Origin of the sequence: Rhodococcus sp. CX (assembly GCF_015865005.1) — a bacterium.
Lineage (GTDB): Bacteria > Actinomycetota > Actinomycetes > Mycobacteriales > Mycobacteriaceae > Rhodococcus.
On record NZ_JADZGH010000030.1, the window covers coordinates 1 to 20,169 of the forward strand.

Sequence of the window (20,169 nt, forward strand, 5' to 3'; positions counted from 1 at the left end):
GGGTCGACGAGTTCGACCGCCGCTCCCGTCACGGCGTCGAACAACGCCGCGGTGGCGGGGTCGTCCCGGTCGACGCTCCCCTCGTTCCCGGCGAGGTTCGCCTCGAGGAAGGCGCGGACCGGCGAGGCGTCGATGCCGCGTTCGCCGCGGCGGCACTCGTCCGAGACCGCGAACGTCATGAGGAACAGGTGCGGGACACGCTCACCGCCGGCCTGGATGGCCGGCTGGAAGTACGGGACAGGGATGATTTTCGCGCCGGCGGCCGCGTAGAACTTCAGCCGCCTCTCGGGGTCACCGAAGCCGATGTCGGTGTGGTGTCGCGGGTCCTCGACCTCACCCACGATCAACAGTGGATCGACGCGTCGCTGCCAGTCCGCGAGCACCGCCCGCAGGATCCTGCCTCCGATTCCGCCGCCCCGCCGCCCCGGCCGGATCGCCAGGTACGCGGTCAGCATGACCCGGCTTTGCGGAAACCATTGACCTACAGCGCCACCGAGGATCTCTCCGGCGTCGTCGAATGCCACGGAGGCAACGGTGTCACCACCGGGATCGTTCAGGTCGGCAAGGAATTCGGCGCGCGGGATCAGTTCGGAGTCGGCGAACGACGGCGCGAGCACCGAATCGTAGAACTCCTCGATCTTCGATGCCGGAAGATCTCCGGAGTCGCGGACGTCGAGTTCCACAGTCACTCCTTCGCCGGGTGCGCGGGTCCCCGGAGCGGAGCCTACCGGTGCGCTGACGCGCCGGTGTGCCCTAATGGCGCCTCCCACCGCCACTACGGCACACCGGGGGTGTTTCAACCGGTGCCGTGGTGGGTACGTGAGCCGAGCAGAGGCCCGGTAGGAGGTCGTGATGAACGCCAACGTCGTCCAACTCGTGCTGCTGCTGGTGTTTGCACTGGCGACGGTGGCCGTTCTGCAATGGCGGATGGCGCGGGCACGCAACACCCATCGGCACCCCGGCGCCACCGACCCGGGTCCGCATTTCCGGCCGACCGGGTAGGTCATCCGCGCGCGGTCGGCGATCGTCGCGCCGCCCCTACCGCTCGTGCGCGGTTTCGGTAGCGGGGGCTACCGAAACCGCGCACGAGGGCGAGGGGTCAGCTGAGGTGGTGCACCTCCTGCAGCCCGAACACCGGTGTCGGGATGCCCTCGTACCGGGCCTTGAGCTGCAGCGCGAGATACAGCGAGTAGTGGCGGGACTGGTGCAGGTTGCCGCCGTGGAACCACAGCCCCTCCTGCTGGGTCGGCTTCCACATGTTGCGCTGCTCGCCTTCCCACGGTCCCGGATCCTTGGTGGTGTCCGAGCCGAGACCCCAGCACTTGCCGACCTTGTCCGCGACGTCCTGACCGATCAGATCGGCGACCCAGCCGTTCATGGACCCGTAACCGGTGGCGTAGACGACGAGGTCGGCTTCGAGTTCGGTGCCGTCCTCGAGGATCACGCTGTGTTCGGTCAGCTCCCGCACGTTGCCGTGGGCGAGTTTGATGTCGCCGTTCGCGACGAGTTCGGATGCACCGACGTCGATGTAGTAGCCCGATGCCCGGCGCAGGTACTTCATGAACAGGCCGGAGCCGTCGTCGCCCCAGTCGTGCCGGAACCCGGCCTTTTCGAGCCGGTCGTAGAAGTCGGCGTCGCGTTCCCGGATCTTGTCGTAGACGGGGATCTGGAACTCGTGCATGATCCGGTACGGCAGCGACGCGAACGTCAGGTCGGCCTTGTGGGTGGTTACGCCGGCCGCGAGCGCCCGCTCCGAGTAGAGGTCGCCGAGGCCGAGCTCCATGAGCGATTCGGACTTGACGATGTGCGTGGACGACCGCTGCACCATCGTCACGTCCGCCCCGACCTCCCACAACGCACCGCAGATGTCGTGCGCGGAGTTGTTCGCGCCGATCACCACGGCCTTCTTGCCCGCGTAGGCGTCGGGTCCCGGGTGTCGGCTCGAATGGTGCTGTTCGCCCTGGAACCGGTCCATGCCCGGGAACGACGGAATGTTGGGCTTGCCGGACATCCCGGTGGCGATCACGAGCTGCTTCGGGCGCAACACCAGCGGCTGCCCGTCGCGTTCGATGTGGACGGTCCACTCCCCCGCCGCCTCGTCGTAGGACGCCGACGTGCACGTCGTCTTCGACCAGTACGGCACCTCCATGACCCGGGTGTACATCTCGAGCCAGTCGCCGATCTTGTCCTTCGGCGCGAACACCGGCCAGTTGTCGGGGAACGGCAGGTACGGCAGGTGGTCGTACCAGACCGGATCGTGCAGGCACAGCGACTTGTACCGGCCGCGCCACTGGTCGCCGGGCCGGTCGTGCTTGTCCAGCACCAGGGTGGGCACGCCGAGCTGCCGCATGCGGGCGCCGAGCGCGATCCCGCCCTGACCACCGCCGACGATCACGACGTACGGCTGGCGGGTGTACCCGAGTTCGCGTTCCTCAGCCTCGCGCTGCTCGGACCAGGTCACCCGGTTCCGGTCGGCACCGTGGGTGGTGCCGCGCGGGCGCCGCACGCCCTTGCCCTCCTCGTGTCCGGTCAGCTCCTGCAGCGTCGTGAGCAGCGTCCACGCGCCCTCCTCGACGAGGCGCAGGTGCCCTTCCCCGCGTCCGGTCGCCGTCTCGAACGCGATCCACGCGCTGACGACACCGTCCTCCTCGGTGGGTGGCTCGGTGGTGCGGAAGCCGCGTGGGTCGGTGTCGTCGAGCCGCTCGTGCAGCATGTTCGCGACACCGTCGCGGCCCTCGACCGTCTTGAGGTTCCAGGTGAAGGCGACCAGGTCGCGCCAGAAGCTGTCGGTGGCGAACATGCCCGCTGCGGCGTCGACGTCGCGGGAGGCGAGCGCGGCCTCGAAATCGTGCAGCCACTGGTCGACGCGTCGCTGCGGGTCGAGGCCCTGGTCGGTGGGCTGCTCGAGGATGTCGGTCATGGCGGATCCCCTTCCGGTCGTTGTTGTGATCCAGCACACAGCCGAGCACGGGGTTGCTGCAATCGTTGCATCACGTTGCACGGCGCGGACGCGCGCTTGTGGCGCAGACCACAGCGCGGCGCCTATGCTCCGGGGGATACCCGGAGACCGGAGAGGAACCGTGAGCAGTTTCAGTGCGATCGCACCCGGCACCGATCTGCCGCGTCACGCACGCGACCTCGTCCGGATGCACGACGCGGTGATCGGCGGGGGCAAACCCGCGATGCGTCCCCGCGCGGTCGTCGCCCGCTCGTGGTCGCGGGTGTTCGAGACCGGACTCGACCCGTCCGGCAGCAACGTCCGCATCCCCTATCCGGTCGAGGAGATCGAGCGCCGTCGCCGGCAGTCACCGCTGTCCACCGTGATCGGCGATCTGACGCAGATCGTCGCGCCGGTGGCGGATGCGTCGCAGCTGCTTCTCGTGGTGACGGACGCCGACGGAGTGATCCTGTGGCGCAACGGTTCCGCGAGGGTCCGGGCCCGCGCCGACGCCCTCGGGTTCCGCGAGGGATCCGTGTGGACCGAATCCGCCGTGGGCACCAACGCGATCGGAACGGCACTCGCGGAAGCTGCTCCGGTCCAACTGTTTTCGGGTGAGCACTTCGAGCAGAGCCAACATCCCTGGTACTGCACGGCGGCACCCGTCCACGACCCGATCAGCGGTGAGCTGCTCGGCATCGTCGACGTCAGCGGCCCGGCGCTGACGCTGCATCCGGCGATCAGCGCGCTGGTCGACACCGCGGTGCGGCTGGCCGAATCCCAGCTGTGGCGGCGGCACGAGCAACGCCTCGACCATCTGCGCACCCGTGCGGCGCCGGTGCTCGCGTCGGTCAGTGGACCGTTGCTGCTCGTCGACGACCACGGATGGGTCGCGCACGCCTCGGGAGTCGCGACCACCGGACGAGTCGCCGCCCCGCGGGGCGACCGGCCGATCACCGTCCCCGGCCTCGGGCTGTGCATGCCGGAGCAGCTCTCCCACGGGTGGCTGATCCGCCCTGCCGAGCGGACGTCGAGAATCTCGATGACACTTCGCCTTTCGTCGACTCCCTCGGTGGAGGTGACCGGCGCGGACTCCTCGTGGCACAGTTCCGTGACGGTGCGGCACGCCGAGATCCTGCTACTGCTGCACCGCCACGGCCCCGCGGGAATGACGGTCACCGATCTCGGTCACGCATTGTTCGGCGACGCCGATCATGCCGTCGCGGTGCGCGCGGAGGTGTCGCGGTTGCGCCGCGCGCTCGGCACCGTGGTGGACAGCCGGCCCTACCGGCTGACGGAGTCCGTCGATCTCGTCGTCGAAACGCCCGGCGCGGAGCGCCTCTCCGAATGTGCGTTCGTGCGCCGGTCGACGAGCCCCGGGGTGCGGGCACTGGCCACGTGAATGTCCATTGCATCGGACCACGAGGACCCGACAAGAATGGGGTCTTTCCGAATGGCCGACCACATGGATAACGCCACCTTCGCGCCGGCGCTCAGCACGCCGGCCCCGATGTGCACCCGTGTCGATCACGAGGACCGATAGTGAGGGAATCGCGAGGTCCCTCTCTCTCGAAGTCGGCACTCGGCATTACACAGCCTGGATCGGCGCGATGGTCCTCCTCGTCGCAGAAATGATCTTGTCGAGCCACGCATCGTCCCCCAGCGCCCGGCGCAACGGCTCGTTGGGTAGCTCGATGCTCACAGGGAGTCCTTCAGGTAGCGCAGAACAGATTCCGCGCAAGTCGATCCCGCCTGTTCCGGGCACGAGCCGTTCTTCACGTGCCTGCCGGATCAGTTCAACGTCGTCTGTCGGAGCCGGCAGGGACCCGTCGCATATCTGCACATAGTGCAACCATTCCCGAGGAATCGCTGCGAGATCGTCGAGGGTCGTGCTCGACCGGTCCGTGTGCAGGGCGTCGACGAGCACACTACGTGCGGGTCCGTCGGCCTGTGAGACGATGTCGACTGCAGCTTTGGCGTCGGGAACCGCTGTCCAAGGCATGAATTCGAGACTTGCGACGATGCCGTATTCAGCGCACACCAGCGCCAGCCGCGCGTACGAGTCGGTCAACCGTGCACGGTCGGGGTCGTCGCCGCCGACCAGTACGGCCCGCGCCCCGAGCCGCGCGCCTGCCTCGAGCAGGGGCCGGTAGGCCGAAGTGTCGAAACCCTCTGCGATGCGGATGATCTCGACGTCGAAGACCTCGATGGGCGAGTCCGCGAGTCGGCGTACGAGAGCATCGAGTTCGGTGGGATTCTCGTGCAGTGGGTACGCGGTGGTACCGGGCGCGGCGGGCAGCAGCCGCAAACCGACGGTGTCGAAGCCGTGTCGTTCGGCGAGATCGACATGCTGCAGCGGCGGGATGTCCAGGACGGTGAGGGCGGCGAGTCCGAGCGGGGCGGTCATCGGGAGAATCCTGTGGTCGAGGCGAGTCGGCGTCCGGTGAGATAGCCGAAGGTCATGGCGGGGCCGAGGTTGATTCCGCCGGAGGGGTAGTGACCGCCCATCACGCTCGCCTGGTCCACCCCCACGGCGAAGAGACCGTCGATCGGCGCGTCGCCGGAGTCGAGCACGCGGGACTGCGCGTCGGTGACGAGCCCTGCGAACGTGCCGAAGCTGCCGGGGACCACCTTCACCGCGTAGAACGGGCACTTCTCGAGCGGCGCGAGCGATGGATTGGGCCACGGGTTGCCGACATCCCCCGACCGGACGTTGAACGGGGTCGATCCGCGGCCGAACTCGGGATCTGTCCCGGCCCGGGCGTTCTCGTTGAACACGGCGACGGTCTTGTCGAGTCCGTCCGGGTCGACACCGATCTTCGCGGCGAGTTCCCGGAGGGTGGCGGCGCGGGTGAGGTACCCGGACCGCAGGTACGGCCAGGTGGGGATCGGAAACGGCTTGGCCATCCCCAGCGGGTAGTACTTCATGTACCGCGCGTCGGCGATCAGCCATGAGCACACCTCGTCACCGTCCGGGACCTGCTCGATCATGGCGAGCGTGTAGTCGTGGTACCCGAGCGCCTCGTTGACGAACCGGCGGCCGTCGGCCAGCACACCGATGGCGCCCGGCTTGGCGCGGTCCATGATGTGCGGGAAGACACCCTGCTTGCCGTTGCGGTATCGGATCAGGGAGACGGGGCAGTACGCGACGGGCGACGCGAGCGTTCGGTCCAGGCGCCCACCGACCGATTCACCCAGCGAGATCCCGTCACCGGTGGTGGTCGGCGGGGTGAGGGTCCAGTGCTCGCGTCCGGTGGGTGTGCGCGGGAACAGTTCCCTGCGCCGATCGAGGTCGTGGGTGAATCCGCCGGTCGCGAGGACGACACCCCGACGGGCCGTGACGGTGTACTGCCCGCCGGGACCGGTAAGGCGGACTCCGGTCACCCGGCCGTCGTCGGTGGTGAGCGCGGTGGCCGCGGTGGACACCCGGAACTCGACCCCGGCGTCGAGCGCCGAGCGCAACAGGCGACCGACGAGCGCGGTGCCGTTGACCAGTTGCTGACCGCGACGCTTGGTGACGAGGTCGAACATGTGTGTGGTGACACGACGCGCGCAGTGCGCGAATGCCTTCGCCGAACGCGTCGAGTGCAGGAAGGCCTGCAGGTCGGGGCCGGCCATGATCCCCATGCCGAGGAACGAGGTCTCGTACAGCTGCCGGCGCAGCAGCGCCGCGACGTCGAGGCCGAGTGTGCGCAGGCTCACCGGTTTCGGCGCGACGGAACGGTGCCGGCACCGGGGGTGTCGCCGTGGATGTCGGCGATGCCGGCGCCGGGCACGAACTGCAGGGTCGTGCGCGTCTCGAAGAACTCGACCATCTCCGGGGCGCCGTCGAGCAGCGCGTCGACCTTGGCGGCGTCGAAGTTGTCGCGCAGCCGGTGTTCGAGATAGGTGCGCGGCAGGGCACGGTCCTCGTGGACGCCGTCGGCATGCGCGAACAGGTTGCGCGGGGTCCACATCCAGCCGCCGGACCATGCGGTGGCGCCGCCACACACGGCGGCCTTCTCCACCACCAGGACCGACGCGCCGCCGTGCGCGGCCGTGACGGCGGTGGACAGCCCGCCGGCGCCGGACCCGACGACCACTACGTCGAAGGTGTTCCCGTCGGTGGAAGGTTCGGGGGTCATCGGTTCTCCTCGGTTGTGGACACGAGTGCGGGGGCCGGCGCGACCGGCCGGCCGGTGCGGGCGGATTCGTAGACGGCTTCGATCACGGCGAGCGATGTGCGGGCGTCGCGGCCGGTGACGGCGGGTGGGCGGCCGGTGCGGACGGCGTCGGCGAAGTCCTGCACCTGCAGGGTGTGGAAGTCGGTGAGGCCGGCGTTGACGTCCTCGACGTCGAGGTTGGCGTGGGTGGCGCTGTCGTAGGGGGTGTTCAGCACGAGTTCGCCGGGCAGCGTCCACAATTCGTTCACGCCTTCGCGACCCTCGGGGAATTCCAGCACGCTCGCGACGGCTCCGGTCGCCCCGATGACGGTGACGCGGTTGCCGAGGTTGTGGTTGACGCCGGTGGTGGCGGTGATCGTGGCGGTGCCCCCGGACGCGAATGTGACCACCGCCGAGGCGGTGTCCTCGGTTTCGATGTGGTCGCCGTGGAAGCGGGTGCCGATGCTGCCGGTCACCGAGACGGGTTCGCCCATGAACCACTGCAGCATGTCGATCTGGTGCACGGCCTGCGTCATGAGCACGCCACCGCCGTCGGTGTCCCACCGACCCCGCCAGGTATCGGCCGAGTAGTAGCTCGACGGACGGTGCAGCAGCACCGACACCTCTCCGAGCACCGGGACGCCGAGCCGGCCGTCGTCGATCGCAGCCTTGATGCGCCGGGCAGCGGGCCAGAAGCGCCGTTGGAACAATACCCCGAACGTGATGCCGGCGCGGTCCGCGGCGGCGATCATGCGGTCCGCGGCGGCCACGTCCACCGCGATCGGCTTCTCGCACAGCACATGGATGCCGGCCGCGGCCGCGGCGACGACGATCTGCTCGTGCACGGGATGCGGGGTGCACACGGTGCAGGCGTCGAGGCCGAGCGCGAACAACCTCTCCACCGAGCCGACGGCGTGGGCGATGCCGTGCCGCCGCGCGAACGCGGTGGCCCGATCCGGGTCGGCGTCGGCGCAACCCACCACCTCGACGCCGGGACTCTGCTGCAGGGCCCGGGCATGGTTACCGGCGATACGTCCGCATCCGACGATGCCTGTACGCAGCGACATCAGAAGTGCTCCTCTCGTTCGACATCGCGTGCGGCGCTCTCGCCGCGATCGAGGTCGTCGAGCGCCGCGACGTCGGCGGGTTCGAGCCGCACGTGGGCTGCGGCGAGGTTCTCCGCCTGTCGCTGCGGGTTCGCTGAGCGGGCGATGGGAACCACGTCGTGCGCGCGGTGCCACGCGAGGATCACCTGGGCTGCCGTGATGCCGAGGCGGTCGGCGATCGCGGTGACGACCGGCGAGCGCAGCGTCTCACCCCGCCCGAGTGGGCTCCACGACTGGGTGAACACGCCGAGTTCGTTGTCGGCACGGCGCACCGGAACCCGGGCGAGTGTCGGGTCCATTTGAATCTGATTGACCGCGGGCGCTTCACCGGTTTCGGAAACGACCCGGCGCAGGTGGTGTTCGAGGAAGTTGGACACGCCCGCGTACCGGACGAGACCCGCGTCGCGGCACTCGAGGATCCCTTCGAAGGCGGCAACATAGCGGTCGAGGCGCGGCAACGGCCAGTGGATGAGGAACAGGTCGAGGTAGTCGAGACCCAACCGCTCGAGGCTGCGTTCGACGGCGCCGCGGATGTCGCCCGAAACATGGTCACTGCCACGTAGTTTCGTGGTGACGAACAGCTCGTCACGGGCCACACCGCACGTGGTGAGGGCCGTACCGACGGCGTCCTCGTTGTCGTAGATCGTGGCGGTGTCGATCAGTCGGTAGCCGGCTTCGATGCCGGCGAGCACGGCGGCGGTCGCATCCGGCCCGACCAGCGGCCAGGTACCCAGGCCGACCGGTGGCAGTGCATCGCGCACGTCGGCGCCGTAGGTCTTTGCGGCTGTGCCGATTTCGGGTTTCATGCGAGGGCCTCGACTCGGGTACGTGCGGATGCGGTGATACGGGCGGTGACGTCGGCGGCGGTGACGATGGCGGCGTGGATGGATCCGCCGTCACCGCTCGCGTCGCCCACACTGTGGACGCCGAGGCGCGGGGCGAGCCGGCGCAGCGCGGTGAGCAGGTCGGTGCGGGGTTCGATGCCCTGGGAAACGAGCAGCTCACCCGGGGCGGACACCGTGGATTCGGTGCCGTTCGTGGAGATCACCACGTGGTCCGCCTCGACGCGGGTGACGATCGACGACAGGTGGGCGGTGAAGTTCGCGGCCGCGGCCAGCCTCGGCAGCAGCACGATCTTGGCGCGCCGGCCGACATCGTGGGCGATGGTTTCCTGCGGGCCGATCATGACGACCTGCGTGCCCTTCTGCAGCAGGTCGTCGGCCACCGCCGCGGCTTCGCGGTCGGCACCGAAGATGGTGATCGACGCCGGTGCCGGATCTCCGGAGGCGAGATAGTCGCGCACATCCCGCACGCGACGGGTCTCCAGACCGGGCACGTCCAGCGCGGGACCGCGGCCGCCGGTCGCGAGGACGATCGCGTCGAAGTCCTCGGCGGCCAGGGTGTCCGCCTCGACGCGGACACCGGTGTGGCACGTTACGTCCAGATCGGCGAGCTCGGCGAGATACCAGTCGACGATGCGGCGGTACTCCGGGTACTCGTGCAGGGCCGAGGCCAGCGCGAAATCGCCTCCGAGCGTGTCACGTTCGTCGTAGAGATCCACGCGGTGTCCGGCGGTCGCGAGTTCCCGGGCCGCCGACAGGCCCGCGGGTCCACCTCCGATCACCGCAACCCGGACCGGGATGCCGGCGGCTTCGGTGGGCTGCTCGAGTTCACGACCCACCCACGGGTTGACCGAGCACGGTACGGGCCCGGCGGCCAGGCTGTCGATGCAGTAGTTGCAGGCGATGCACGGTCGGTACCGGCTGCCGGCGAGTGCACGGTTCGGGAACTCGGGGTCGGCGTGCAGGGTGCGGGCCATGCTCACGAAATCGGCCTGACCCGAGGCGATGATGTGTTCTGCGGCCTCGGGGGTGCTGATGCGGCCGGCGACGCCGACCGGGATGTCGAAATCGCGCGTGTACGGCGTGGCGTGGGGCGCCAGGAGGCCGCGAGGCCATTCGCCCGGCTGGATGATCCACTGGCCCGCTTCGTAATTGCCCGCCGACACGTCGAGGAAGTCGAGGCGGTGGGTGTCGATCGCGTCGATGCGCTCGCGGGTGGACCGCGCGTCGAGGCCGCCGTCGACGCCTTCGAATGCGGAGAAGCGCAGCCCCAGGGCCACCCCCGGAGCCATCGCCCGCACGGCGTCGATGACGCGGTTGACGAACAAGGTGGGCTCGGCCCACTTGTCGTTCCTCTTGTTGTAGGCGGGCGAGAGGAACTGGTGGATGAGATAGCCGTGTCCACCGTGCAGCGAAATCACGTCGACACCGGCCTTTTCGCACCGCGCCGCGGCTTCACCGAAGCATTCGATGATGTGCTCGATGTCGGCGTCGTCGAGTTGTTCGGGCATCTCGCCGCCCACCACCGTGCACGGGATCGGCGTCGGCGCGACGGGCACGAATCCGCTGACCGCGCCCTGTGCGGTGCGGCCGCCGTGGTTGAGTTCGACCCCGGCGAGTGCACCGTGGGCGTGCAGGGCGTCGGCCATCCGTGCGATGCCGGGGATGCGGTCGTCCTCGTCGACACCCATCTGCCGGATGCGTCCCTTGCCGTCGGCGCGCACGTAGCTGGCTTCGGTGAACACCAGTGCCGCTCCCCCGGCGGCGCGGCGTTCGAGGTAGGCGATGTAGTCGTCGGTCATGGTGCCGTCGGGGGCGCAGTAGTTGCGTTCCATCGGTGCCGACACGAAGCGGTTGCGTAGCCGGACCGGCCCGAGGTCGAGGGGCCGGGCGAAGGCGGGGGTGGTCATCGCATCTCCTCGGTCGTCGGGGTTGCGGCCGAACCGGCCGAGGCGGCGGCGAGGTCTCGTTGTTCGATCAGGTCGCCGAGGTGGCGGCGCATACGGCCTGCGTCGGGGGTGACTCCGGTGAGCAGCGCGAACGTGTCGGCGGCCTGCGCCACGAGCATCTGCCCGCCGTCGAGTACCTCGCACCCGAGAGCTGTTGCAGCGGAGACGAGTTCGGTGCGCAGGGGCCGGTAGACGATGTCGGCGACCCACTGGCCGGACCGCAGTGCGGCGGTGTCGAAGGGCGTTCCGGGGTGTCCGGTCATACCGATCGGCGTCGCGTTCACCACCCCGTGGCACGTCTGCAGCGCCGTGGCGACGTCCGCGGCCGCGACCGGCGTGACCGACGCCGCCGGGAACGCCGCGGCGACCCGGATGCAGACATCTGCGGCGCGGGCCGGGTCGACGTCCGAGATGCTCAGTTCGTTCACGCCCGCTGCGCCGAGCGCGTATGCGACGGCGGAGCCGGCCCCGCCCGCCCCCACGAGGAGCACCGAGTCCAGCGCGGCACCGGGAAGTCCCCGCTGCAGGGCCGCAAGGAACCCGCTGTGGTCGGTGTTGTGTCCGATCAGCCGGCCGTCGCGGACGACGACGGTGTTGACGGCGCCGAGCAGCCGGGCGGTGTCGGACAGTTCGTCGAGGGCCGGGATGACGAGCTGCTTGCACGGGTGGGTGATGTTCAGCCCGGTGTAACCCTTGCGCACGGCGGCGCGGACGAACTCGGCGGTGTGCGCGACCGGCACGGTCCGCGTGTCGAGGTCGAGCAGGTCGTAACGGTAGCCGGTGAGCCCGAGTTCGGCGGCTTCGCGTTCGTGGAGTGCGGGTGAGAGCGATGAGGCGATACCGGCACCGACGAGTCCGATGCGGTGCGCAGCAGTGGTGGACACGATGTGCTCCTCCATGGGGTGTGCCTCGGTGCCCGGATCGAGCACCGAGGCGGATCGGTCGGTCAGGCGTCGGTGCGAACGAGGCTGTTTGCCGCGACCGCCGGTACCGGGCGCTTCGGTTCTCCGAGTTCCTCGGTGGGCGTGCGATACGTCTCGGGTCCGGTCAGTGCCGCGGCCGCGGCGAGCACCGCGAAGCCCATGCACATCGACGCGACCGGGACCCAGTTCGCGGCGTCGCCGGCCGACAGGATCTGGGCGACGGCCGGGGTGAAGCCCGCTACGAGCAGTCCGAGCATGAGGCTCACCGCCATGCCCGTGTAGCGGACCCTGGCCGGGAACTGCTCGGGGAAGTACGCGGGGTAGATGCCGTTGGGCATCGCGTAGAAGAAGCCGATGAGAACGATTCCGCTGGCGAACACCATTGCCGTGCTTCCGGTTCCGATCGCGTGGAAGAAGGCGAAGACCATGGCGCCCGAACCGAGGGCACCGAACACGAATACCGGCTTGCGGCCGATGCGGTCGGCGAGGATGCCGAAGAGCGGCTGGGTGAGTACGGCGACGAAGTTGGCAGCGGCGATCGCCCACAGGATCGTCGAGCGTTCCATGTCCTGGACGCCCACGGCGTAGGCGAGGGCGAAGACGTTGACGATGGTGTTGATCATCGCGAACGTGGCGCTGAGGGCGATACGGATCACCGCGCGCCAGTGGGAGCGGAACGTTTCCACGACCGGCAACGCCGCCGTGTCCCCGCTCTCATGAATCTCCTCGAAGACTTCGGGTTCGTCGAGCTTGCGGCGCAACCACATTGCCACGACGGTGACGACGATGCTGAGCCAGAACGGTACCCGCCAGCCCCACGAGTAGAGGGCGTCGTCGGGCAGCGAGGCCACGGGGATGAAGACGAGGCTCGAGATGACGATGCCGAACATGATGCCGCTCATCGTGAACGAGGTGAAGAATGCCCGGCGACGCGCGGGGGCGTGTTCGAGGGTGAGCGACGACGACCCCGGTGATTCACCGCCGGCGGACAGGCCCTGGAGCAACCGGAGCAGCACCAGGATCACGGGTGCGGCCATGCCGATCTGGTCGTAGGTGGGCAGACAGCCGATGACGAAGGTCGAGATGCCCATCGTGAGCAGGCACGCCAGGAGGGCGTTTCGGCGGCCGAACTTGTCGCCCCAGTGTCCCCACAGCACCGCGCCGAGGGGGCGGGCGACGTAGGCGACGCCGAGGGTGCTGATCGACAGCAGGGTTGCGGTCGCGCCGCCACCGGGGAAGAAGATGTGCCCGAAGACCAGGGCCGCGGCGGAGCCGTAGATGAAGAAGTCGTAGTACTCGAGGGTGCTGCCCAGGAAGCCGGAGATGGCGGCCCTGCGGGCGTTGGCAGCGCGGTGCCCGTCGCGATCCGATGTGTGACTGTTCGTCATGGGTTTCCTTTCGTCCCAGAATCCGACGAACACGGAGGGCCGATCCGCTGAGACGGCCCTCACACTCGCCGGGACGAACCGAGACTGTCACGCAAGACTATGTGGCGTCCAACACCGAAAAAGTCTTTGAAAAAGACCGTTTGCATCTTAATCGGGGGTCGGGAGGATCTCCTCGGCAAGCCGGAGCGCGACCTCGAGCGCGGGCGACACCCGCTTGGGCGACCACCCGAGACCGTGCAGCATGTAGACCGGCTCGCCCGTCAGGGGCACGAACACCGTGCCCGGTGGGGCGATCGGCGCCATGCCCGAGGTCATGAGCGCGACGCCGACGCCGGTCGAGACGAGCAGCAGGATCATGTACGGATCGGTGATCTCCTGGACCACCCGCGGACGGAATCCGGCGTCGAGGCACGCCCGCATCGTGACCTCCTGCAGCGACGATCCCGCCGAGATCGGCGTGGTGATGAACCCGTCCTCGGCGAGATCGCGCAGCTCGATCGCGGTCTCGCCCGCCAGCGGGTGGTCGACCGGCAGCACCGCACCGAACGGCTCGCGCCGGATCAGCCGGGCACTGACACCCGCCGATTGCACGGGCATGCCGACGAACGCGAGATCCAGTGCGCCACTTTCCAGTTGCGCGACTGCATCGCGGGTCATGATGCGGCCGACCAGGGTGAGTTCGATGTCGGGATATCGCTGCCGCAGCGCCCGGGTCAGCGGCGGGAGCGACAGGTGGTTGAGCACACCCGTGAATCCGATCTTGATGCGCCCGTACACGCCTCCCGCGGACGCGCGGGTGGCCTGGCGTGCGGTCTCGACGCTCTCGAGAATGTGGTACGCGTGCGGCAGGAACGCATGACCACCCGCCGTGAGCGCCACACTGCGGGTGTTGCGTTCGAACAGCGGTACGCCGATGTCCTTCTCGAGCTTGCGCACGGTCTGGCTCAGCGGGGACTGCGCCATCTGCAACCGCGCGGCGGCCCGCCCGAAATGCAACTCTTCGGCGACGGCAACGAATGCCTGCACCCAACGGATCTCCACGGGACCCTCTCCTTCGGCGGGTTGACGGCCACGCCGCAGCCGTATATTCATCTTGAATACAGTGCGAACCTTATTGTTTCGATATCGCACATAGATTGAGACTACTCCCACATACCCGATCCCCAGATACCCGAGGAGATATCCATGTCCACATACCCATCGGGCGCCATCGCCCTCGTCACGGGCGGCGCCGGCGGCATCGGCGCGGCGTGCGCAAAACGCCTGGCCGACGCAGGCGTTCGCGTCGTCACCGCCGACCTCGCGCCCGGCGCCGACGAGCACCTCGACGTCACCGATCCGGAGGCGGTCGACCGGTTACGGTCGCGCGTGGGCCGCGTCGACATCCTCGTCAACAGCGCCGGGATCGTCGGCCCGTCGGCGCTACTCGTCGACACCGACCTCGCCGGCTGGCACCGCACCTTCCGCGTCAACGTCGACGGCACGTTCCTGATGTGCCGCGCGTTCGTGCCCGGGATGATCGACGCCGGCTGGGGCCGCGTCGTGAACCTTGCAAGCATCGCAGCCAAGGACGGAAACCCCTACCAGAGCGCCTATTCGGCTTCGAAGGCCGCCGTGATCGCCCTGACCAAGTCACTGGGCAAGGAGGTCGCGACGTCCGGCGTGCTCGCCAACGCCGTCGCCCCCGCTGCGGTGGAGACCCCGATGAACGCGGACACCGATCCCGCGATCATCGCCCGATCGCAGAGCCTCACCCCTATGGGGCGGATGGGACGGCCCGAGGAGATCGCCGAACTGGTCGCGTGGTTGTCGTCGGAGGCGCTGAGTTTCTCCACCGGTGCCGTGTACGACGCCAGCGGCGGGCGCGCGTCGTACTGACCGGCCATCCCGAACCGACTCCGCCGTCGCCAGGGATCTCCGGCGTTCGCACATCCCACTGGCGAGCGGCGGGCCCCGCGCATCCGGGACCGCCGGCTACCGTCGCACGCATTAACTCGTCGAAGAACGTGATATCGGCCGGGCTACCCGCTGAAACCCTCACCCGCCGTCGAACGGTCGTGCTGCGTGAAGGTCATCGCGATATGCCGACCGCGGGCGACCTTGTTCAACATGGCCACCCGTTCGCGCGCGGCTGCCCCGCTTCTGTTCCTGCGCTCGCGGATGGGGTTGGACCAGGGAACGCTGTCGGCCAGCCTGGCGAGAGCGACGTTCAATCCGGTGAGATGCGCGAACCAGCGCACTCGGCGTTCGAAGTTGTATCCGAGCGGCTCGAAGTGCGTGCCCTCCACCATGGCTTCGATCTGCTTGTACCCGAACACCACTCCTGCCGGCGCGAGAGCGATGGTGGCGATGATCTGATCGGCGTACCGGGACACCCATTTCTTGACCACACCGGGAAGCGTGTCCGTCAGGGTCTCCACGTGTGCGGGACCGGCAATGGCATCGACGAGTTCAGCACGCCAGGGCGAAGGGTTACCGCCCCTTGCGAGAACATAATTCAGCGATTTGATGAGTTCCACACCGTTCGCGGAGTGGAGCAGTTCGGGAGCTCCCCACAAACGCGCGGAGTAGGAGGAATATTCGGCGAGATCCTCAAGTTGTTGCGCGGTCAACCTGCGCCCGAACGCGTGGTCGACGAGCCGTCCGAGCAACATGCCGCTGCCGAATCCGAGCAACGATGTCGCAGGAATCGGTTCTCCGAATTTGAGATAGACGTCGTCACCCCATTTTCTGCGTAGCCCACGACTGGCCAGTGCGTGCATCAACCGCACGCGCACCACGTCCTGGAATGCCTCGGAACGGCGATCGAAAATTTCCGGCAGCCTGAACTCGGCAAATACCCGGGCTGTTTCGATGAAGCGGCGCGGACCGTCGTCCGCGAATCGTCCCGTGGCACCGGTGGCAGCGGAAATGTCACCGGTCATTGCTGTTTCGTACAGTGCCCACCCTTTGATGATCGACGTGGCACTCCAGGTAGCCGCCATCGCCAGCATCCGTCCCCGTTCGGCAGCGACGAGATCGAATTGGGCAGGCAGCTGATCGAGATGCTCGAAGAGCTCGACGAACTCGTGCGGGGGATTTTCGAGCGTTTCGATGCCCTGGGTGAGAGCCTGCTCGAACAGCGCGCGGCCCTGCTCGTGACCGAGTCGCTCGAACGCCTCGACCACGCCGATCATGTGCTCGTCGCGTTGCCAGAAATAGTCGTCACGCAGGCGCGTGAGGTCGTTGGGTTCGACTTCCCGGTCGATGTCTATCCAGTCGCCGAACATGATTTCGCGCATGTGACGCCACTGATCGGCGAAGTGGTCCCGACCGGGTGGGATGGGCCGTAACGGCCGATCGGGACAATCTCGCCGGTTGAAGTCGACATCTTCGAGGAGGATCTCTGAGCGCTCGTTGGTCGTAGTCATGAAAACCACCCCCACGTAGTACTTTCAGGCAGTGTCGCACACGGCATCACCATTTGAAAACAGGTGATGTCAGTTTCGTTGCGTGTTTCTTCCGATGCGATCTGCAGTGGTCGACGCGCTCACTTCCGGACGAGCCCCGTCACGGCCGGAACCGTCAGTGCGTGAAGCTGTCCCAGTCGACGGCAGCGTCGATCGGCTGCGTGTTGTTCTGCGTGGCCTCCCCGCTCTCGCGGGCCACCCCGGCGCGCAGACCGCAGTATTCGTTGACCTTGCCGACGACGACGCGATAGCTCTCCAGGTCGCGGGACGAGATGCCGTGGGGTTCGAGCAGGGAGAGGACGGTTTCGCCGCGCGCGGCGTCGTCCTGAGCGGCGAAGTCGTCGCACGTCGCGCCCGTGGCCGTGCCACCGCAGCCCGCCACGATCGCACCGAGAACGACCACCCCGGGAACGAACCCCGCGGCCACCACACGACTTCTCACAGACAACCCCTCGCATCTCCTCGACGGCACGACAGGAGACGATCTTGCCCGACCGGGCCGAGTGGGCTGCGCCGGGATCCCGGATCGCCGCGCGGACCGGCAGTAGGGGTCAGAACAGCGTGAGTGCCGGATCCGCGGAACGGCGCTCGGAGACCGGCGACGGCACGTCCCGGTGTGCGGCTTCGGCGCCGGCGAGTCCGTAGCGCTCCACGAGCGGTACGACGCGAGCCTTGAGCCAGCGCTTGTACTCGGGCGTGACGTACGCGCTGCGGCCGTAGAGCTGCCGGTACCGCCGCACCAACGCGGGATGCTCGGCGGCGAGCCAGGACAGGAACCATCCGCGGGTGGCGCCGCGGAGGTGCATCGGGATCACGGTCGCGCCCGAGGCGCCGGCCTGTGCGATGGCGGCGAACAGCTCGTCGAGGTGCCGGGTCGAGTCGGTGAGATACGGGATGACCGGGGCCACCATCACATGACAGGACAGTCCGGCGTCGGTCACGGCGCGGATCAGATCGAGCCGGGCCTGCGGCGACGGGGTGCCCGGTTCGAGCTGGCGCTGCAGGTCGTGGTCGCCGACGGCCAGGGACACCGCGACCCCGACGTCGACCTGCCGGGCCGCGAGCGTGAGCAACGGCAGATCGCGCCGCAGCAGGGTGCCCTTGGTGAGGATCGAGAACGGGGTGCCGGACTCGGCGAGCGCACGTATGACGCCGGGCATCAAGCGATATCGGCCCTCCGCGCGCTGATACGGATCGGTGTTGGTGCCGAGCGCGACGTGTTCGCGCTTCCAGGATTTCCGGGACAGTTCCCGTCGCAGCACCGCCGCGACGTTGGTCTTCACGACGAGCTGGGTGTCGAAGTCGTGGCCGGGATCGAGGTCGAGATATTCGTGGGTGGGCCGGGCGAAACAGTAACGGCACGCGTGACTGCATCCACGGAAGGTGTTGACGGTGTAGCGGAACGGCAGATTCGACGCCTCCGGCGTCTTGTTGAGGGCGCTCTTGCACAGCACCTCGTGGAACGTGATGCCCTCGAAGTCCGGCGTCTGCACGCTGCGGACGAGTCCGGCCCGATCGAATCCGGGCAACGCGCCGTCGTCGGCGTCCAGTGTCTGTGCCGCCCACCTCATGCGCTCAGTCGAACACCTGTGCGACATTCTGTCAACCGGTCGTCGAAATTTCGTTCGACGACCCTCCACCTGACAGAATTCCGGCCATGACTCGTCAGAACATCTCGTCCGGTTCCGAATGGGAACCGAAGATCGGCTACTCCCGCGCGGTGCGCATCGGCAACCAGGTCGCGGTCTCCGGCACCACCTCCCCCGGCGCGACCCTCGAGGAACAGACCCGCGGCGCCCTGCGCACGATCGAGGCCGCGTTGGCCGAGGCCGGCGCGAAGCTGACCGACGTGATCCGCACCCGCATGTACCTGACCGACATGTCCCGGTGGGAGGAAGCGGCCGCCGCGCACGGTGAGGTGTTCGGCGAGATCCGGCCCGCCAGCACGATTCTCGAGGTCAGCCGCCTCGTCGACGCCGATCTGCTCATCGAGATCGAAGCCGACGCGGTCGTCGAATAGCGTGGGATCGTGTGCCTTTCGGGCGTCCGGAGGGGCCCGAAAGGCACGCGAGCGCGCAGCCCCCGGCTCACGAGCGCACAGCGCCCCGGCTCGAGCTAGAGTGCTGCACACGAACTTCTGATCTGGGGGGATCATCATGGGGGATCATGCCGCCGTCGGCAATTCGGTCAGGGTTGCGCCCGACGGCGTCCGCGCCTTCGGAAACACGACACTCGAGGCCGCCGATCGGGTGGCACGCGCGGGCGCGGTGGATCTGCAGGAGAACGTCTCGGCGCTGAGCCCGGCGCTGGGGCTGATCGGCGGCGACTTCCTGGCGGCGTTCGCCGCCGCCCAGAGCGAGCACACCCGCGCGGTCGCGCAGTTGTCGCTCGCCTACGCCTCGAGCGGTGCCGCCGCGCACGCCACCGCGACGGGTTACGAAACCGTCGTGGCCGAGCAGACCGCGGCGTTGGCGACCGCGGCCGCCGGCATCGCACCCGGGCCCGCGCGGTGACCGGGCAGGGCACACCCGCGGCGACCCCGACCGTCCTCGACGCGCTGCGGGCCTCCCCGATCGGACCGGTGCTCGACATGCCGCTGTCACCGGCGCCCGTCGTCCCCATCCCGCCGCCCGATCCCGGGACGAACCCGATCGTCGAACTGCTGCAGTCGATTCCGGTTCCGCAGCTGCCCGGGGTGGATCAGCTACTCGCACCCCTGACCGATCTCGGCGGCCTGTTCGGCACCGGCATCCTGGACGGGCTCGACCCGGCCGCGATCCTCCAGCAGTCGTCCCGGTTCCTCGACACCGCCGCCTCGATCGGACGCAGCGCAGTCGACCTGCTCCCCGATTCGTGGGAGGGCGCACCGGCCGACGCCGCGATCGAGCACGGCCGCCAGGCGTACACCAGCGCGGTCGCATTGAGCGAACGCGGCGACCGGATCGGTGAACTGACCCGCGCCGCGACCGCGACCGTCGAACGCGGGAACGTCGAATTGACCGGGATCGCCCAATCGTTCCTGGCCGTCGCGTCCGCCACCGTGCCGGTCGCGCTGACGCCGCCGGGTCAGGCACTGCTGGTCTCGGCCGCCGTCGAGCATCTGCAGGCGGCACTGGCCGTGGTGAGCCGCAGCCGCGGTGAACTGAGCGTGCACACCGCGGCGATGAACGCCCTCACCGCCCCGGTCCCGGTTCCGCCGCCGATCGCACCGGAGGGCCTGCCCGGCCCCGGGCAGGTGGCGGCGGTCGCGTCCGACGCGGTGAAGTCCCTCGCCTCCGAAGCTGCGTCCGCGGCCGGATCGATGTTCGGCGGATCCGGCGACGGCTCCGCCCCGACCCGGGCCGCGTCCGTGACGCCGACGATGCCGTCGGCCGGCGGTTCCATGTCCGCACCGTCGGGCTTCGGCGGCGCCGGGCTCACCGGGTCCGGTCT

18 protein-coding genes and 1 pseudogene are annotated in these 20,169 nt (G+C 68.7%); 6 read left to right on the top strand and 13 right to left on the bottom strand.

Annotated features, from left to right (window positions below; all coding sequences use genetic code 11):
- Positions 1-683 (bottom strand): GNAT family N-acetyltransferase (locus tag I0Q12_RS02505; RefSeq protein ID WP_197250449.1); only part of this gene is annotated, 683 nt, incomplete at its 3' end.
- 169 nt (positions 684-852) lie between these two features.
- Here I0Q12_RS02505 and I0Q12_RS02510 point away from each other — a divergent pair.
- The gene (locus tag I0Q12_RS02510) at positions 853-1,002 is read left to right on the top strand and encodes a hypothetical protein (protein WP_197250450.1); all 150 of its coding nucleotides are present in this window, start codon (positions 853-855) and stop codon (positions 1,000-1,002) included.
- A 97-nt stretch (positions 1,003-1,099) separates the two neighbouring features.
- Here the strand turns inward: I0Q12_RS02510 and I0Q12_RS02515 are convergent, their stop codons facing one another.
- Positions 1,100-2,920, bottom strand: a complete 1,821-nt coding sequence (locus I0Q12_RS02515; protein ID WP_197250451.1) for an NAD(P)/FAD-dependent oxidoreductase — start codon at positions 2,918-2,920, stop codon at positions 1,100-1,102.
- 160 nt (positions 2,921-3,080) lie between these two features.
- On the opposite strand from I0Q12_RS02515, the gene I0Q12_RS02520 reads away from it, so the two are divergent.
- Positions 3,081-4,340 (top strand): GAF domain-containing protein, encoded by a 1,260-nt coding sequence (locus I0Q12_RS02520; RefSeq protein ID WP_197250452.1) that lies wholly within the window; start codon positions 3,081-3,083, stop codon positions 4,338-4,340.
- 186 nt (positions 4,341-4,526) lie between these two features.
- On the opposite strand, the gene I0Q12_RS02525 is transcribed toward I0Q12_RS02520, so the two are convergent.
- From I0Q12_RS02525 to I0Q12_RS02560, 8 genes and pseudogenes are all read right to left on the bottom strand, one after another.
- The gene (locus I0Q12_RS02525; protein WP_197250453.1) at positions 4,527-5,345 is read right to left on the bottom strand and encodes a sugar phosphate isomerase/epimerase; all 819 of its coding nucleotides are present in this window, start codon (positions 5,343-5,345) and stop codon (positions 4,527-4,529) included.
- Positions 5,342-7,062 (bottom strand): annotated as a pseudogene (locus tag I0Q12_RS02530) (FAD-dependent oxidoreductase). The gene I0Q12_RS02525 and the pseudogene I0Q12_RS02530 overlap by 4 nt, the downstream one beginning before the upstream one ends.
- Positions 7,059-8,147: a Gfo/Idh/MocA family protein gene (locus tag I0Q12_RS02535; protein WP_197250454.1), complete on the bottom strand. Its 1,089-nt coding sequence runs from the start codon at positions 8,145-8,147 to the stop codon at positions 7,059-7,061. Before I0Q12_RS02535 ends, I0Q12_RS02530 begins: the two are co-directional and overlap by 4 nt.
- Positions 8,147-8,992 carry an aldo/keto reductase gene (locus I0Q12_RS02540; RefSeq protein ID WP_197250455.1) on the bottom strand — a complete coding sequence of 282 codons (846 nt, stop codon included), beginning with the start codon at positions 8,990-8,992 and terminating at the stop codon, positions 8,147-8,149. The genes I0Q12_RS02535 and I0Q12_RS02540 overlap by 1 nt, the downstream gene beginning before the upstream one ends.
- Positions 8,989-10,938 carry an FAD-dependent oxidoreductase gene (locus I0Q12_RS02545; protein WP_197250456.1) on the bottom strand — a complete coding sequence of 650 codons (1,950 nt, stop codon included), beginning with the start codon at positions 10,936-10,938 and terminating at the stop codon, positions 8,989-8,991. Before I0Q12_RS02545 ends, I0Q12_RS02540 begins: the two co-directional genes overlap by 4 nt.
- Entirely contained in the window at positions 10,935-11,876 is a 942-nt protein-coding gene (locus I0Q12_RS02550; protein ID WP_197250457.1) for a shikimate dehydrogenase, read from the bottom strand. Before I0Q12_RS02550 ends, I0Q12_RS02545 begins: the two co-directional genes overlap by 4 nt.
- Before the next feature lie 47 nt (positions 11,877-11,923).
- Complete coding sequence (locus I0Q12_RS02555) at positions 11,924-13,288, bottom strand: MFS transporter (RefSeq protein ID WP_197250458.1); 1,365 nt, start codon at positions 13,286-13,288, stop codon at positions 11,924-11,926.
- A gap of 147 nt (positions 13,289-13,435) precedes the next feature.
- A complete protein-coding gene (locus tag I0Q12_RS02560) occupies positions 13,436-14,329 on the bottom strand; it encodes a LysR family transcriptional regulator (protein ID WP_197250459.1) in 894 nt (297 codons plus the stop codon).
- Positions 14,330-14,473: 144 nt separating this feature from the next.
- Between I0Q12_RS02560 and I0Q12_RS02565 the strand changes: the two genes are divergently transcribed.
- Complete coding sequence (locus tag I0Q12_RS02565) at positions 14,474-15,166, top strand: SDR family NAD(P)-dependent oxidoreductase (RefSeq protein ID WP_197250460.1); 693 nt, start codon at positions 14,474-14,476, stop codon at positions 15,164-15,166.
- A 143-nt stretch (positions 15,167-15,309) separates the two neighbouring features.
- On the opposite strand, the gene I0Q12_RS02570 is transcribed toward I0Q12_RS02565, so the two are convergent.
- The 3 genes from I0Q12_RS02570 to I0Q12_RS02580 form a co-directional block, all read right to left on the bottom strand.
- Positions 15,310-16,698 carry an oxygenase MpaB family protein gene (locus tag I0Q12_RS02570; protein WP_197250461.1) on the bottom strand — a complete coding sequence of 463 codons (1,389 nt, stop codon included), beginning with the start codon at positions 16,696-16,698 and terminating at the stop codon, positions 15,310-15,312.
- 154 nt (positions 16,699-16,852) lie between these two features.
- Positions 16,853-17,179, bottom strand: a complete 327-nt coding sequence (locus tag I0Q12_RS02575; RefSeq protein WP_197250462.1) for a hypothetical protein — start codon at positions 17,177-17,179, stop codon at positions 16,853-16,855.
- A 109-nt stretch (positions 17,180-17,288) separates the two neighbouring features.
- Positions 17,289-18,308 (bottom strand): Rv2578c family radical SAM protein, encoded by a 1,020-nt coding sequence (locus tag I0Q12_RS02580; protein WP_197250463.1) that lies wholly within the window; start codon positions 18,306-18,308, stop codon positions 17,289-17,291.
- An 86-nt stretch (positions 18,309-18,394) separates the two neighbouring features.
- Here I0Q12_RS02580 and I0Q12_RS02585 point away from each other — a divergent pair, with 86 nt between their 5' ends.
- The 3 genes from I0Q12_RS02585 to I0Q12_RS02595 form a co-directional block, all read left to right on the top strand.
- Positions 18,395-18,757 (top strand): RidA family protein, encoded by a 363-nt coding sequence (locus I0Q12_RS02585; RefSeq protein ID WP_197250464.1) that lies wholly within the window; start codon positions 18,395-18,397, stop codon positions 18,755-18,757.
- 136 nt (positions 18,758-18,893) lie between these two features.
- Entirely contained in the window at positions 18,894-19,250 is a 357-nt protein-coding gene (locus I0Q12_RS02590) for a type VII secretion target (RefSeq protein ID WP_197250465.1), read from the top strand.
- Positions 19,247-20,169, top strand: a 923-nt coding sequence (locus I0Q12_RS02595; RefSeq protein WP_197250466.1) for a hypothetical protein, incomplete at its 3' end; no start/stop codon positions are given. The genes I0Q12_RS02590 and I0Q12_RS02595, both read left to right, overlap by 4 nt.